Origin of the sequence: Nocardia sp. NPDC050793 (assembly GCF_040654065.1) — a bacterium.
In the GTDB taxonomy this organism is placed as follows: domain Bacteria; phylum Actinomycetota; class Actinomycetes; order Mycobacteriales; family Mycobacteriaceae; genus Nocardia.
Genome location: NZ_JBFAHG010000012.1, coordinates 1 through 15,338, shown reverse-complemented (window position 1 = coordinate 15,338; position 15,338 = coordinate 1). Strand labels below are relative to the sequence as shown.

At 69.3% G+C, this 15,338-nt stretch carries 15 protein-coding genes; 3 read left to right on the top strand and 12 right to left on the bottom strand.

Translation table 11 applies throughout. The features are described from left to right. Positions 1-88: 88 nt before the first annotated feature. Entirely contained in the window at positions 89-1,591 is a 1,503-nt protein-coding gene (locus tag AB0H50_RS30555; protein WP_357459410.1) for a sulfatase-like hydrolase/transferase, read from the top strand. 116 nt (positions 1,592-1,707) lie between these two features. Here the strand turns inward: AB0H50_RS30555 and AB0H50_RS30550 are convergent, their stop codons facing one another. Next, positions 1,708-2,016 (bottom strand): antibiotic biosynthesis monooxygenase family protein, encoded by a 309-nt coding sequence (locus AB0H50_RS30550; RefSeq protein WP_357459408.1) that lies wholly within the window; start codon positions 2,014-2,016, stop codon positions 1,708-1,710. Positions 2,017-2,081: 65 nt separating this feature from the next. Then, complete coding sequence (locus AB0H50_RS30545) at positions 2,082-2,708, bottom strand: helix-turn-helix domain-containing protein (RefSeq protein ID WP_357459406.1); 627 nt, start codon at positions 2,706-2,708, stop codon at positions 2,082-2,084. 56 nt (positions 2,709-2,764) lie between these two features. On the opposite strand from AB0H50_RS30545, the gene AB0H50_RS30540 reads away from it, so the two are divergent. Beyond that, positions 2,765-3,430 carry a hypothetical protein gene (locus AB0H50_RS30540; protein ID WP_357459403.1) on the top strand — a complete coding sequence of 222 codons (666 nt, stop codon included), beginning with the start codon at positions 2,765-2,767 and terminating at the stop codon, positions 3,428-3,430. Positions 3,431-3,586: 156 nt separating this feature from the next. Here the strand turns inward: AB0H50_RS30540 and AB0H50_RS30535 are convergent, their stop codons facing one another. From AB0H50_RS30535 to AB0H50_RS30525, 3 genes are all read right to left on the bottom strand, one after another. After that, positions 3,587-4,573, bottom strand: a complete 987-nt coding sequence (locus tag AB0H50_RS30535; RefSeq protein WP_357459851.1) for an alpha/beta fold hydrolase — start codon at positions 4,571-4,573, stop codon at positions 3,587-3,589. A 133-nt stretch (positions 4,574-4,706) separates the two neighbouring features. After that, positions 4,707-5,357 carry a PadR family transcriptional regulator gene (locus AB0H50_RS30530; RefSeq protein ID WP_357459848.1) on the bottom strand — a complete coding sequence of 217 codons (651 nt, stop codon included), beginning with the start codon at positions 5,355-5,357 and terminating at the stop codon, positions 4,707-4,709. A gap of 155 nt (positions 5,358-5,512) precedes the next feature. After that, the gene (locus tag AB0H50_RS30525) at positions 5,513-6,079 is read right to left on the bottom strand and encodes a TetR/AcrR family transcriptional regulator (protein ID WP_357459402.1); all 567 of its coding nucleotides are present in this window, start codon (positions 6,077-6,079) and stop codon (positions 5,513-5,515) included. 72 nt (positions 6,080-6,151) lie between these two features. Between AB0H50_RS30525 and AB0H50_RS30520 the strand changes: the two genes are divergently transcribed. Continuing rightward, the gene (locus tag AB0H50_RS30520; RefSeq protein WP_357459400.1) at positions 6,152-6,997 is read left to right on the top strand and encodes an NAD(P)H-binding protein; all 846 of its coding nucleotides are present in this window, start codon (positions 6,152-6,154) and stop codon (positions 6,995-6,997) included. A 99-nt stretch (positions 6,998-7,096) separates the two neighbouring features. On the opposite strand, the gene AB0H50_RS30515 is transcribed toward AB0H50_RS30520, so the two are convergent. The 7 genes from AB0H50_RS30515 to pyrF all read right to left on the bottom strand — a co-directional run bounded on the left by AB0H50_RS30515 (position 7,097) and on the right by pyrF (position 15,231). Further along, positions 7,097-9,667: a primosomal protein N' gene (locus tag AB0H50_RS30515; protein WP_357459397.1), complete on the bottom strand. Its 2,571-nt coding sequence runs from the start codon at positions 9,665-9,667 to the stop codon at positions 7,097-7,099. A gap of 65 nt (positions 9,668-9,732) precedes the next feature. After that, positions 9,733-10,944, bottom strand: coding sequence for a methionine adenosyltransferase (metK, locus tag AB0H50_RS30510; protein WP_357459396.1), 1,212 nt, complete (start codon positions 10,942-10,944; stop codon positions 9,733-9,735). A gap of 245 nt (positions 10,945-11,189) precedes the next feature. Continuing rightward, entirely contained in the window at positions 11,190-12,419 is a 1,230-nt protein-coding gene (gene coaBC, locus AB0H50_RS30505) for a bifunctional phosphopantothenoylcysteine decarboxylase/phosphopantothenate--cysteine ligase CoaBC (RefSeq protein ID WP_357459393.1), read from the bottom strand. A 71-nt stretch (positions 12,420-12,490) separates the two neighbouring features. Then, a complete protein-coding gene (gene rpoZ / locus AB0H50_RS30500) occupies positions 12,491-12,766 on the bottom strand; it encodes a DNA-directed RNA polymerase subunit omega (protein ID WP_067780290.1) in 276 nt (91 codons plus the stop codon). Between the two features lie 104 nt (positions 12,767-12,870). Beyond that, a complete protein-coding gene (gmk, locus tag AB0H50_RS30495) occupies positions 12,871-13,452 on the bottom strand; it encodes a guanylate kinase (protein WP_357459390.1) in 582 nt (193 codons plus the stop codon). An 8-nt stretch (positions 13,453-13,460) separates the two neighbouring features. Continuing rightward, positions 13,461-13,781 carry an integration host factor, actinobacterial type gene (mihF, locus tag AB0H50_RS30490; RefSeq protein WP_040708330.1) on the bottom strand — a complete coding sequence of 107 codons (321 nt, stop codon included), beginning with the start codon at positions 13,779-13,781 and terminating at the stop codon, positions 13,461-13,463. A 625-nt stretch (positions 13,782-14,406) separates the two neighbouring features. Then, complete coding sequence (gene pyrF, locus AB0H50_RS30485) at positions 14,407-15,231, bottom strand: orotidine-5'-phosphate decarboxylase (protein ID WP_357459387.1); 825 nt, start codon at positions 15,229-15,231, stop codon at positions 14,407-14,409. Between the last annotated feature and the right edge of the window lie 107 nt (positions 15,232-15,338).

Here is a 15,338-nt window from a genome sequence, read left to right as displayed (position 1 = left end):
CAATTCGGCCCGAAGCCTTGACTGACAGTTCATTCGTATATGACGATAGCGTCAGTCACTCGCCCGCTGAGGAGAGGTTTCGTCACACATGTCCGAACGACCGACGCTCGGCCGTCGTGAGGTCCTGGCCATGATGGCCGCCGTTCCCGCGCTGCCCGTGCTGGCCGCCGCCGCCCCGAGCGCGGGCGCGACGCCCGAGTCCCGGCGACCCAACATTCTCGTCGTCATGACCGACCAGGAGCGCGCGGATGTCGCCCTGCCCGCGGGATTCACGCTGCCCGCCCGCGACCGGATAGCAGCGGCGGGAGTGCGTTTCGCCATGCACCACACGCCGACGGCTCCATGCTCGCCCGCGCGGTCGACCTTCTTCACCGGGCGCCAGGCGCCGGTCACCGGCATGCGCGACAACGTGCGCGGCAGTGAGCCGATGGGGGCGCTGCTCGGCGCGATGCAGGCGTTCAGCCCCAATCTCGACGTCGCCATCCCCACGCTCGGGACGGTCCTGCGCCAGGCCGGGTATCGCACCGCCTACATCGGCAAATGGCATCTGTCCGACCCGGTCGGCCCGGAGATCACGGCGCTGTCGCCGTACGGGTTCGACGAGGCGCTCGACATCCTGTCCGGCGGCGGACCGAACGAGGGCCTCCACGAGGACCCCGGGGTGGTCGATCACGCGACGGATTGGTTGCGGCGTCGCGGCGCGGGCTCGGAGCCGTGGCTGTGCGTGGTGAGCATGGTCAACCCGCACGACATGATGTTCTGCCCGCGCTTCTATCGGCTCGAAGACGTCCCCGACTACGGCGCCGACGTCCCGCCGAATTTCGAATCCGACCTGTCGGCCAAACCACGGGTGCAAACCGCTTGGCGCACCGCCAATTCCGTGGTCGGCGGCGTGATGCCCGACACCGTGACCTCCCCGCTCGGCGAGCGGCAGTGGCGTCAATGGGGCAACTGGTACCTCGAACTGCTGCACCGCACCGACGAACTCATCGACCGGGTACTGACCGCCCTCGACGACAGCGGCGCCGCGGCCGACACGGTCGTGGTCCGGGTCGCCGATCACGGCGAACTCGGTGGCGCACACGGACTCCGGCAGAAGGGCGCCATGATCTACCGGGAGAACAACCGGGTCCCGCTGGTCATCGCCGACCCACGCAACACCGGCACACACGGGACGACCGCCACCGGCTTGACCTCGCACATCGATCTGGTGCCCACCCTCGCCGCGCTCGCCGGAGCGAACCCGGCGGCGCCCGGTCCCGTCGCGGGCCGCGACCTCACGCCGCTGCTGGCCGATCCCACCCGAACGGTTCGCGAGGCGATTCTGCTGACCTCCGACGCAAAATCCAGCGGCGGCCTGCTGCCGGGCGTGAACTACTGCCTGCGCGGCGCGATCACCTCGCGGTACAGCTTCGCCCGGTACTCCACGCCGGAGAACCTCTCCGGTCCACGCTCGGACTTCGAATACGAACTCTACGACCGCCAGGAGGACCCCCTGGAACTGCGCAACCTCGCCCACGACGGCGGCGCGCGGAATCTCGTCGCGGAACTGAACGATCTCGTGGATTCCCTTGTCGCCCAAGAACTGTGACGGCCGCCGGGCGCAACGCCACCGCTGACGAGCCGACCCTCCGACCGACGGGTCGTGCTTCGTCGAACACCATCGACGGCTGCCGCGTAGCAACGACAGCCGCCTACGGCGTCGAATCAAAGATATTCCGCGACAACATGATAGAGGCCGGGGTTGGCGTCGGCGATCTTCTCCGCCTGCGCCACCGAGTCCACCACCGTCTTGTTCAGACCGGCAGCCTCGCATGCCTCGACGCTGTCCCAATGGGCGACATTGACCAGCTGGAAACGTGCGTTCGGCAACAGCGCTCGATGCAGTCGGACATCGCGAAACCCTGGCGCTTTCCGCATGAGAGACGCGCGTTCGCGCCACTGTTCGACGAACTCGTCGATCCGGTCGGCGGAGATCTCGATGACGTTGATGAATGTGACGCCCTGATCGGACATGGGGGGATCCTTTCGGTTTCGGTGTGCGCCGCACGGATGCGGGGTTTCGCCCAGGTGGGGAGATGTCATCGACGCAGCAGCTGGTGAGCGAGCGCCTCGCTCCACCACCGCTCGACCCGATCGGGCTGCCAGCCGCGTTCGACGGTGAGCGTGGTGTAGACGTCGACGTTGCACAACGCGGCGTAGACGTCGAGCACGGTGTCCTGGTCGACGCCGGCACGCAGTGCGCCGTCAGGCCAGGAGGACACGATCTCGGCACGGGCTCGGTCGGCCGCGCGCCGGACTTGCTCGTAGACGGTGGCGAGATCAGCTTCGAGGCGGCCGGCTTCGCGGATCAGGAAGATCAGGTCACCGGCGCGTTCGAAAAGTCTCCGGTCGTAACCGGCCATCGCGGCGAGTTGCCGTGCGGGTGCGGTGGATTCCTCCAGTTCGGTGAGCATCCGAGGGAGGTCGGCCGACAGGTCGGCCGCGTCCACCAAGGCCCAGACCAGGCCCTTCTTGTTTCCGTACGCGGCGTAGACCGTCGGTACCGACACGCCCGCCTCCTGCGCCACGTCGCGCACGGAGGTCAGCGCCCACCCCTGGGAGACGAACAGGCGACGAGCGGCATCGGCGATATCCGCGCGTGTGCGCTGCGCCTGAGCATGCCGCCGCAGCGAGTCGTACCCGCGGCGCCGGGCCGGTTCTTCCATTCTTGCGCCTCCGATCTTCTCCCTCATATATTCATTGAAGGACGAATAAAGTCAATATGAGAGGCGTCATCGTGCACATCGCGGACGTAGCAGGTTGGGGCGGACTCGGTTTCGTGCTGACAGCGCTGCTGGTCAACCTCATCTACCTCCGCGCTGGACTCCCCTTCCCGATGTCGGGCAAGACGAGGGACGAGGTCGTGGAGTCGATGGCCGCTGTCGGTGAAGCGTTGAAACGTCCGTCGACACTCGCCCCGCTGTCGTGGTTGTGCACAACGGTTTTCGCCGCCGGGATGCTCTCGGTACTGTGGCAGCCCACGCAGGGAATCGGGGCATGGGCGCTGGTGGGTTTCGCCGGTGTGCTGATGCAGAACGTCACGTTCAGCTGCGTGGAGGCACTGCGGTTCGGCCTGGCCTCGGCCGCCGAACACGGCCCGGCCTCGACGGCGGGGTTGTGGGCGCTCAGCAACGTGTTGTTCGGGTTCAACCAGGTATTCCTCGCCGCCGCCCTGGTGGGGTTCAGCCTTGCCGGTACCGATACGGGCTTCCTGCCCACCTGGCATGGATGGCTCGGATATCTGAGTGCGGCCTTGCTGTTCGCCTCATCCACGGCCAGCCCGTACAACGTTGAGGGAACGAGCCGCACGGCGCTGCTCGGACTACTCGGCTGGCTGGGTTGGATCACGTGGATCATCGCCTGCAGCATCGCCCTGCTCGGCCTCTGACGCCGTCGCTGTCCGCGGCTGCCGCGCACGCCTCGAGCTCTCGCACTCCATGGTCGGCGTATCGGATTCGCGCCGCAGACAAGACGAACCCAGCGAATCGACCGTCCGTCACCTAGCGGTCCGAGCGGGGTGAAAGCCCCCGCCCGGGAGCCCCGATCAGGAATTGCCCGCGATGATCACCTGCGGGATGCCGGTGCCGAGCGCGACCGGCTCGCAGGTCGGCGTGGGGGCGTGCTCGGGGTCGAGCGCCCGCAGCACCAACTCCTGCACGAACGGGTCGTAGACCATGTGGAAGTGGCCGGTGAGGTTGTCCGGGCACAGGTCCTGCACGACGACGTTCTCCGCGCCCGCCCCGCGCAACGCGATATTGCTGAACGGCTGGATCATCTCGTCGACCCGGCTGCCGATGGTCACGTAGCGCATGCCCGGCACGGTGTCGCCGCCCGCGTTGAGCTCGAGCATGATCGGCGAGCCTTGCACCTGCTGCACCGCCGCGGTCGAGGTGACCTTGGCGAAGACTTCCAGCGCACCCGGAATCACCTGGGCGACCGGCACCAGCCCGTACATCACCCCGCCGTAGGTCGGCGAGGCCACGCCGACCCAGTTGCCCACCTTGGACGCCCCGCCCAGCCTGTTGGTGTAGTACCGCGTCACGTTGGCGCCCTGGGAGAACCCGACGAGATCCACCTCCGCCGCGCCGGTCGAGTCGAGCACGAGGTCGACGAACTGGCCGATCTGGTAGGCGCTGGCGCGCAGGTCCTCGGTGCCGTAGGTGTCCGCACCGGGTGCGCCGCCGTAGTTCAGCGCGAAGACGCAGAAGCCCGCCGCGACCAGCTGGGGTCCAATGGCCGACCAATCGGAATAAGCGGTCGAGTCGGTGCCGTGCGCGAGCACCACCGGCCGGGGGTGGGCGGCCGTGGGACGGCAGCCGAAATCGTTGGTACCCAAGGGCGTAGCGTTCTTGTGGTCCTTCAGATGCCGCGCGGCGGCGAGGTGGTCGGGCTGCGGCGGCGCGCCCTCGGTCGGCACGTCGGGCGGCCGGACGACGACCGGTTCGGCGATGGCGGCCGGATCGGCGGCGGCGGTCGTCAGACCGCCCGCACCCGAACCGGCCAACGCCCCCGCGGCCAGCGCGCACGCCATAGCGACGCGACCCCACTGTGATCTACCCCAACCCCACGAACCAAACGGCTGTTCCATATCACAATGATCTACCTCATCGGCTCGAAAAACGCACGCCCACGGGCTGTTTCGTGATCATTACTATTCGGTAGCGTCACTGTTCGGCATCGTCCTCGGCGAGGATGCGGTACAGCGAACGACGGGTGTCGTTGAGAATCTCCGCCGCCTTCGCCGCCTGTTCGGGGGTCCCCACCGCGGCCACCTGGCCGACCGCGCCCATCACCTGACCGACCAGACCGCGCAAGTCGATGGCCTGTGTACCGACGTCCGCCTTGACCTCGGCCCACGGATCGCCGAGCTCCTCGCGGTGCGCGGCGACATATTCGGTGCCGGCCTCGGTCAGCTTGGCGGTCTTACGCCCGGCGACCTTTTCGATGAGCACCAGGCCTTCGTCCTCCAGTTGCGCCAGCGCGGGGTAGATCGATCCGGGGCTGGGCCGCCAGATGTCGTCGCTGCGCTCGCGGATCTGCTGGATCAGTTCGTAGCCGTGCATCGGCCGCTCGGTGAGCAGCAGCAGCACGGCGGCGCGCACGTCGCCGCGCCGGCCACGGCCGCCGCGTCCCCGACCGCGTCCGAAGTGCGGGCCGTAGCCGGGGTCGAAGCCGGGCCCGAACTCCGGACCGAAGCCGTGCCTGCCGCCGCGCCGGTGGTGCCGACGGTCGGGACCGAACTCTCCGCGTCCCGGCTTGCGCCAGCGGCCGCCCCGTCCGAAGTCCCCGTTCTGCATGTTCTCGATGTTCTCCATGGAAGCCTCCTCGGGCTCTCGTGTTCGTTTCATAGTATCGACGATATATCGACAATGCATCGAGTGCAAGGTCTTCTGAAGCATTCCCGTGCCGCGAAACGACTCGGGCGCGCCCGGCACCACACGGTGCACGGGCGCGCCCGATGCGCACGTCGTTACAGCGAACCGATCCAGCCCTGGAGTCGCCTCCCCTCGGCGGCCATCAGATCGGGGTCGCGAAAGGTGTTGGTCAGCACGGAGATTCCCTGATATGCGGCGATGAGCGCCACCGCGAGCTCCCGCGCATCGGAGCGGCCGATTTCCGCGAACTGCCGCTCGGCCCAGTCCACCAGCGTCCGCATCACCTCGGCCGCCCGCCCGTCCAGCGGGTCGGGACGCTTGTGCAGCTCAGCGGTCAGGGACCCGAAGGGGCAGCCATACCGGACGGCCATCTCCCGCTCGTCGACCCAGCCCTGAATCAGCGCCTTCAATCGCTCCTGAGGCGTCGCAAGGGCATCCAGAGCGGCGATCAGCTCGTCCAGCCCACGCGCGTGCGCCCCGATGGCGGCCTCGAGCAGCTGATCCTTTGTCTTGAAGTAGTAGTACACATTGCCAACGGGCACCTCGGCGGCGCGCGCGATGTCGGCGATGGTGGTCTTCTCGATGCCCCGCTCGTAGAACTCGCGCACCGCCGCATCGACCAGCCGCTCGCGCTTGCCCGCCTTCTCGACTGAGTTAGTCACACAACTAACTATAGACAGCCGGATGATCTTCGGCTAGGTTCTATTTAGTCAGCCAACTAACTAGGAGTGCATATGATCGTGGTGACCGGGGCGACCGGCAATATCGGGCGTTCGCTCGTCCCGCTGCTCGCGGCGGCGGGCGCGCAGGTGACGGCCGTCTCGCGCGGAGTCGGCGATGTCGCGCTGCCCGAAGGAGTCCGCCATGTCACGGCCGATCTCGGGGACCCCGCGAGCCTCTCCCCCGCCCTCGCGGGCGCCGAGGCGCTGTTCCTGTTGATCACCGGCGAGCAACTGATGGCGGGACCGGAGCCGGAGGAAGTCCTCGGCGTCGCCGCCGCCGCGGGAGTGCGGCGGGTGGTCTTCGTGTCCTCGGTAGGCACGCAGACCCGGCCGGAAGCGGCGGGCTATGACCGAATCCGTGCCTACGAGAAGGCCATTCAGGCTTCTGACCTGGAATGGACCATCCTGCGGCCGGGTGGCTTCTTCAGCAACACCTACGCGTGGGTGGAGTCGGTGCGGGCCGAGGGCGTCGTCGCCGCGCCGTTCGGATCGGTCGGGTTGCCGTCGGTGGACCCGGCCGACATCGCGGCCGTCGCCGCCGCGGCACTGCGCGAAGACGGGCACGCCGGTCGGATCTACACCCTGACCGGACCCGCGCTCAGCACCCCGCGCGAGCAGGCAGCGGCGCTCGGCGCGGCGCTCGGCACCGAGGTTCGGTTCGTCGAGCTCACCCCCGCCCAAGCCCGCGAGGGCATGCTGCGCTTCATGCCGGAAGCGGTCGCCGACCACACGCTGGAGATTCTGGGCGCACCCACGCCCGACGAGCTGCTGGTCAGCGGGGACGTCGAGAAGGTGCTCGGCCGGTCGGCGGGCACGTATGCCGAATGGGCAGAACGGAATCGGGCCGTCTTCGCCTGAGGGCATCCGGATCGACGGGAGGTGGCCGGACGACGACGTCCGGCCACCTTCGACAGCGTCTGCTCGAGGTTCGGACGCGGCCCATGCGCGTCCGGGCGTTCAGCCGATGTCGATCGGGTCGATCTGGACGCGGAGGGGGGCGTCGGAACGGTGGGTGCTGCGGACGGCTTGCGCGGCGGTGAGTGCGCGAGAGAGGGCGGCCCCGGAGCGGCGGGGGACGCGCAGGAGCATGCGTTCGACTTCGGCCGGGGAGTCGCCGGAGAACGGTTTGCGGGCGGTGGCGGGCAACGGGACCGGACCGAGCACTTCCACATCCGCGGGAAGGTCGGCGGCGGAGAGCAATTCATCGATGGCATCGGTAGCGCCGTCCACCGCGGCCAGCCGGACCGCGGGCGGGAAGCCGACCTCGGCGCGGGCGTCTACTTCGGCGCGGGCATGTCCGAGCGGGTCCCAGCGCACCAGCGCCTGCACGGTCGGCAGGGACGGCTCGGCCATCACCACGACCTGACCGTGCGGACGTACCAGCGCGGCGGCCGACATCCAGCGCCGCAGCGCGTCCTCGGCGGCCCGCAGGTCGGCGCGACTCAGCAGCGCCCAGCCGTCCAGCAGGAGTGCGACACCGTATCCGCCACGCACCACCGGTTCCGCGCCTACGGTGGAGACGATCACCTGCGGTCCCGGTTCGACAGTGTCCAGCACAGCGCCGCCGCCGGAACCGCGGATCGGCACGCCGGGGAAGGCGCGGCCCAGCTCCTCGGCGGTGCGGGCGGCGCCGATCACCACCGCGCGCAAGGCGCGAGAGGCGCAGGCCGGGCAGCGGAAGGCGGCCTCGGTGATGCCGCACCAGCGACAGCTCGGGCTGTGGGCTTCGTCGCGGTCGTCGCGGCCGCGGGTGCCTTCCGGTAGCGCCAGCGGGCCGTTGCAATGCCTGCACCGCGCGGGCGTGCGACACTTCGCGCAGGCCAGCGCGGGGACATAGCCGCGGCGCGGCACCTGCACCAGCACCGCGGCGCCCTCCTTCAGCGCCGCCCGCGCGGCCGCGAACGCGACGCCGGGGATGCGGACGGCCCGCGCGACCGGATCGCGCTCCAGCGCCACATCGCTGTCGCCGGGAGCGCTGATCCGCGGCGCGGCCTTGCGCAGCACCGAGCGATCGGCGACGAGGTCGTGCGCCCACCCGGAATCGACCACCGCCTGGATCTCCGCGGTGCGCGCGAAGCCTGCCGCGACGAACGCCGCCCCGGTCTCGTGCACCCGCAGCATCGACACCTCCCTGGCGTGCGGGTAAGGGGCGCGGGGTTCGGCGTAGGTGTCGTCGCCGTCGTCCCAGATCGCGACGAGGCCCAGATTCGCCGCGGGCGCGAACACGGCGCTGCGCGTACCGACCACAACCCGCGCGCTCCCCCGCAACACCGCGAGCCACCGCCGGTATCGCGCAGCGGGCCCCAACCCGGCCGTCAATCCGACGGCCGAATCCCCTACCAGCCGAACACATTCCGCGAGTACCCGAGCCAGATCCCGCTGGTCGGGCACCATCAGGATCGCGCTGCGCCCCGCCGCGACCACGGTCGCGGCCAGCTCGGCGAGCCGCCGCGCCCAGTCCTCCCCCGGCATCGCCTGCCACGCCGCGCGCACGCCTTTGCCTCGGCCCAGCGCCGCGAGGAAAGCACCACCGTGGACGTAGCGCTCCCACGGAGCGGTGTCGAAGGACGGCTCGGATCGCTCGGTAATCTCGGAGGCCTGCTCGGACAAGGAATTCGAGGCGGAGATGTCGCTCACGTCATCGACGGCGGCATCAGCGGGCAGGCCACCGACATCAGCGGGTACGCCGTCGGCATCGGATTCGGCCGCGCAGCGCTCGTCGTCGACCTCGGACGGGACGGCGGCGGGTGCCCGAGAATCGTTCTCGCCGGGCACATCTCGAAGCCCGTCCGCGGCCTCGCCGCGTGCGATCACTGGCTCCGAATCGAACGTCTCCGAATGGTCGATCGAATCGTCTGATACAGAGCCGTTTTCGGCGATTCGCATCGGCGCGCTGTCCGCGTCGAGAGCAGGCACTTTCTGCCGCAGGGGTTTCGAATCAAAGACCGCAGTCACGGGGACATCGGTTGCGTCTTCGTCTGCGAACGAATCGTCTGGTACAGAGCCGTTTTCGGCGATTCGTACCGGCGCGCCGTCCGCATCGGGTCCAAGCGCATCCTGCTGTGCGAGCTTTGGATCGGAGACCGAATCGGTTGCTTCTTCCGCTGCGGACGACTCGTCCGGCGCGATATCGGTGGCAGCCGTCTTCTTGGTCCCCCCGTTCTCCGTCCGCGCGTGCCGCGGCGGGATGGCCAGGCGCAGGACATCGGCGCGGGTGCCCGCGTAGCGGGCGGCGATGGCGGTCGCCAGGCGCAGGATCTCGGGGGTGAGGACCCGTTCCGCCGAGACGACGCGCTCCAGCTCGACGAGTTTGCCGCCGTGCTCGCTGTGAGTGAGGCGAGCGAGCAGATAACCGTCGACGAGACGGCCCGCGAAGCGCACGCGCACCCGCACGCCCGGCTGAGCGATCTCGTCGAGTTCGGGGGGCACCAGGTAGTCGAAATCGCGGTCCAGGTGCGCGGGCGTCAACAGCGGAAGCACCCGCGCGATGGGTCGCGCGGGTGCTTCCGGTGTTGTCGTCGATTCCACGGACACATCATCCGCGGGGGTGGCGGACAGGCCCGCCGTGGGTCGGTTCACTCCGCCCGGTCGGACTACAGACCGGCGGCCGCGCGCAGCTTGTCGGCGCGGTCGGTGTGCTCCCAGGGCAGGTCGACATCGGTGCGGCCGAAGTGGCCGTAGGCCGCGGTCGGCGCGTAGATCGGGCGCAGCAGGTCCAGGTCGCGGATGATGGCGCCGGGACGCAGGTCGAAGACCTCGGTGATGGCGCTCGAGATGCGCTGCGGGTCGACCTTCTCGGTGCCGAAGGTCTCGACGAACAGACCGACCGGGGCCGCCTTGCCGATGGCGTAGGCGACCTGCACCTCGACCCGGTCGGCCAGGCCGGCGGCCACCACGTTCTTGGCGACCCAGCGCATGGCGTACGCGGCCGAACGGTCGACCTTCGACGGGTCCTTGCCGGAGAACGCGCCGCCGCCGTGCCGCGCCATGCCGCCGTAGGTGTCGACGATGATCTTGCGGCCGGTCAGGCCCGCGTCGCCCATCGGGCCGCCGAGCACGAACTTGCCGGTCGGGTTGACCAGCAGCCGGACGTCGGCGATGTCCAGGCTGGGCAGGTTCAGGTCGGCGAGCACCGAGTCCAGAACCTTCTCCCTGATGTCCGGGGTGAGCAGGTTGTCCAGGTCGATGTCGGCGGCGTGCTGGGTCGAGACGACCACGGTGTCCAGGCGAACAGGCCGGTGACCGTCGTATTCGATGGTGACCTGGGTCTTGCCGTCGGGACGCAGGTACGGCAGCACGCCGGACTTGCGGACCTCGGTCAGCCGCCGCGAGAGCCGGTGCGCGAGCGCGATCGGCAGCGGCATCAGCTCGGGGGTGTCGGTGTTCGCGTAGCCGAACATCAGGCCCTGGTCACCCGCGCCCTGCTTGGCGATCTCGTCGTCTTCGCCGCCGACGCGCGCCTCGTGCGAGGTGTCGACGCCCTGTGCGATGTCCGGCGACTGGGCGCCGATGGCGATGTTCACGCCGCACGAGTTGCCGTCGAAACCCTTTGCGGACGAGTCGTATCCGATCTCGAGGACCTTCTCGCGGACGATACGCGGGATGTCGGCGTAGGCGGAGGTGGTCACCTCGCCGGCGACGTGGACCTGACCGGTGGTGACGAGCGTCTCCACGGCGACCCGGCTGCGCGGGTCTTCCGCCAGCAACGCGTCGAGGATGGAATCGCTGATGGCGTCACAGATCTTGTCCGGATGACCCTCGGTCACGGACTCACTGGTGAATAGGCGGCTGCCAGACGTGCGCACAGTTGTTCCCTCTCCCTCAACGGGTTTCTCGTAACGGATGGCGACAGCGACAGTAATGCGATACCGCCGTCGCGCAACCCTTCATCTCAGACTATTCCAAACCCTGGACGCGTCGAATCCGCCGGTTATCGCCGTCTCAGACTATCCGGAACCGCGGCGGTCGCGACGCACATTCGCGCACCGCGCCGACAGCCGAGGCCCGATCCGATCGATCGGCGCGGCAACGGAATTCGATCGCGTCCAACTTACCTGGCGCGCAGCAGCGGACCCAACGCGTCGAGCACCCTGCTGGCGAGCAGCGCCTTCGACCCGTGGTCGAGGGCCTGTTCGGTGCCGTCGGCGCCGAGCAGCCAGCCGTCGTTGGTGTCGACCTCGAAGGCCTTGCCCTCGCCGACCGCGTTGACCACGAGCAGGTCGCACCCCTTGCGGGCCAGCTTGGCGCGCGCGTGGGTGAGCACGTCGCCGTGCTCGTCACCGGTCTCGGCCGCGAAACCGACGATCGCGGTGCCGGACAGCTGGCCGTCGCGCCGCGACTGCACCAGCCCGGCGAGGATGTCGTCGGTCTTGGTCAACGGGATGACGTCCGGCTCGCCCGCGCCCTTCTTGATCTTGGCCGCGGCCACGTTGGTCGGCCGGAAATCGGCCACCGCCGCCGCCATGATCACCGCGTCCGCGCCGACCGCGTGCTTCTCCACGGCGGTCTTGAGCTGTTCGGCGGTGGTGATGTGCACCAGGTCGACGGCCGCGGGCGCGGCCATCTCGATCGTGTTGCCCGCGATGAGCGTGACGTGCGCGCCGCGCTGCGCGGCGACCCTGGCCAGCGCGTAGCCCTGCTTGCCCGAGCTGCGGTTGCCGAGGAAGCGCACCGGGTCCAGCGGTTCCCTGGTGCCGCCAGCGGTGATCACCACGCGGCGGCCGACCAGATCGCGCGGGATGGCGTCGGCGCGCTCCAGGAGCAGCGAAGCCAGCCCGAAGATCTCCTCGGGCTCGGGCAGCCTGCCGGGACCGGTGTCGGTGCCGGTGAGGCGCCCAGAGGCGGGTTCCATGACCGTCGCGCCGTGCCTGCGTAGCGTCTCGACGTTGGCCACCGTCGCCGGGTGCTCCCACATCTCGGTGTGCATCGCGGGCGCGAAGAGCACGGGACATCGTGCCGTCAGCAGCGTCGCGGTGAGCAGGTCGTCGGCGCGACCGTGCGCGGCGCGCGCGATCAGGTCGGCGGTGGCGGGGGCGATGACCACGAGGTCGGCCTCCTGCCCCAGCCGAACGTGCGGGACCTCGGGCACGTCCGTGAACACGTCGGTGTGCACCGGGTTCCCGGACAGCGCTTCGAAGGTCGCCTTGCCGACGAACTGCAGCGCCGACTCGGTGGGGATCACCCTGACCTCGTGCCCGGTCTCGGTGAAACGCCGGACGAGCGCGCAGGCCTTGTAGGCGGCGATCCCTCCGCTGACACCGACGACGATGCGTGTGGTCACTACGCCTCCGTGGGCTCTTCCCCGGCCACGCGGGGGGTTCGATACGGCATCACGCGCGGACGCGGGAGGGGTTACTCGCCCTCGGAGTGCTCGAGCAGGTCGGAGTGGATCTCGCGCATGGCCACCGACAGCGGCTTCTCCTGCAGGCCCGGCTCGACCAGCGGGCCGACGTACTCGAGGATGCCGTCGCCGAGCTGGTTGTAGTAGTCGTTGATCTGGCGGGCCCGCTTGGCGGCGTAGATGACCAGCGCGTACTTGGACGACGTGCGCTCGAGCAGCTCGTCGATCGGCGGGTTGGTCAGGCCGACCGGGGTGTCGTACGCGGGCGCGGTCTTGGTGTCGCTCACTGGTGAGGCTCCTGCGGGTTGTCGTGGGAAAAATCAGCGGTCGATCGAGCGTGCCACGTCAGCGCCCTTGCCCCGGCCGAGACCGGGACGCGGGTGTTCGGCAACTACCTCGAATTTGTGCTAACGAACAACGATACCAACTGCTCACAGGCGCTGGTCACCTCGTCGTTCACGATGACGATGTCGAACTCGTCACAGGCCGCGAGTTCGGTCCTCGCTGTCTGCAGCCTGCGCTCGATCACTTCCGGCGATTCGGTGCCGCGCGAGGTGAGCCGGGAGACCAGTTCGTCCCAGCTCGGCGGGGCCAGAAAGACCAGAAGAGCGTCCGGCATCGCCCGGCGCACCGAGCGCGCGCCTTCGAGATCCACCTCGACGAGCACGGGCATGCCCGCGTCGAGCGCCTCGCGCACCGGCCCGGCCGGGGTGCCCGACCGCTGCAGGCCGCCGTGGATGTCCGCCCATTCCAGGAGTTCGCCCGCCTCGATCATGGCGTCGAACCGCTCACGGGAGACGAACTGGTAGTCGAGTCCGTCGACCTCCCCGGGCCGCGGGGCCCGGGTCGTCGCCGACACACTGAAGACCAGTTCGGGCAGGCGTTCCCGCACGCACCGCACGACCGTGGACTTGCCAACGGCCGAGGGGCCGACCAGTACTACCAGCCGACCCTTCCGCGTGTGTTCGACCACCCTCGTCGTCAGGCGTCGAAGTCGAAGCGGGCGAGCAGCGCCTTGCGCTGCCGATCACCGAGTCCGCGCAGACGGCGGGTGGGGGCGATCTCCAGCTCGGTCATGATCTCGGCCGCCTTGACCTTGCCGACCTTGGGCAGGGCCTCCAGCAGCGCCGACACCTTCATCTTGCCGAGGATCTCATCGGTCTCGGCATCCTTGAGGACGCTCTTCAGGTCGGTGCCGCCACGCTTCAAGCGCTCCTTGAGCTCCGCCCGAGCGCGGCGAGCGGCAGCCGCCTTCTCCAAAGCAGCGGCGCGCTGCTCGTCAGTCAGCTGGGGAAGGGCCACGGTTCCTCCGTCTCATCGTTCATTGCTTGATCTACCGCCGGTAACCCGCGCGGTCTCAGCGACCGTACCCACGACGTCCGCCGATTGCGAACCCACCCCCCAGGTCAGCGCATGATTCTGCATGCCCTAGGGGCGAGCCGGACCGGATGCGCGTCGCGCTCCGGGCGCTGCGGTGATCGTACCGCCGAATCCCGGAAACGCCCTGCTACCAGCGTTTTTTCGAAGCATTCCAGAGTTAGCGGAGCAGTTGCGGTGACGCGTCGAGACGTGTCAGCAATCGGGCAGGCTTCCGACCAGGAAGTTTCTGGAAATTTCCCGCGTGTCGCGCAATTCGTCCGCGTGTCGAATCGAACATGTGTCTCATCGGATGGGATCGGTCGCCCCCGCGGACGACGAAAAGCCTCAGCGCACTGCGTCCGGGGCAGGCGATGGAGTTGCCGGGCACGGCGTGCCGCTGAATCGCCGCCTGCGCGATTCACCACACGTCACCCAGGTTTCCCCGCGCGCAACGGCGTTAAACCCCGCAGAATGGCGGCCAGACACCGCAAAGCGGCCCGCGGGTTCGGTCGGTACCGAGCCCGCGGGCCGCGAATGCCAATGATCGAAGAATCCGGCGTTCCGGGATTCAGCGCCGCAGGAAGGCGAAATCCTCCTGGAGTGCGGCGACCCTGGCACGCAGTGCCGAGACCGAGGGCCCTTCGCGCAGCACCTCGCGCGACACGTTCGGCACCACCGCATCGAGCATCGACTCGGGCACCAGCCCGCGCACCGACTCGGGTCCGCCGCCCTGGGCGCCGACGCCCGGCATCAGGATCGGGCCGTTCAGCGCGGACAGGTCGGGAGCCTCGGCGAGGGTGGCGCCGACGACGACGCCGACCGACCCGAAATCATGGCCCGCGTTGCACGCGGCGGCCTCGTCCACCATGGTCTGGGCGATGCTGCGCCCGTCCCCCGCGCGCGCCGTCTGCACCTGCGCCCCTTCGGGATTCGAGGTGGCGGCGAGCACGAAGAGGCCGCGATGGTTGGCCGCGGCCAGTTCCAGCGCGGGCGCGAGCGAACCGAAACCGAGGTACGGCGAGACCGTCACCGCGTCCGAACCGAGCGGCCCGTCGCCGAGCCAGGTGCGGGCGTAGGCGTCCATGGTGGAGCCGATGTCACCGCGTTTGGCGTCGGCGAGCACCAGGGTGCCCGAGGCGCGCAGCACCTCGACGGTCCGTTCCAGCACCGCGATCCCGGCCGAACCGTAGGCCTCGAAGAACGCCACCTGCGGTTTGACGAGCGCGACGGTGCCGTCGAACGCCTCGACGCAGATCTCGGCGAACTTCTCCATGCCGTCGGCGCTCTCGGGCAGGCCCCAGGCCGACAGGAGCTGCGGGTGCGGATCGATGCCGACGCACAGCGGGCCGAAGTGGTGCATCGCGTGCCGCAGCCGCGCACCGAACGTTTTCATCGAATCTCCTGTGTTTTCGGCGCGCCGGGGCGCGCGGGTTCGCGGCCCCTGGTGTCTCGCGGGCCCCCGGGCCGCGAACGCGGTGGGCCGCTTCGGGTGGAGATGCC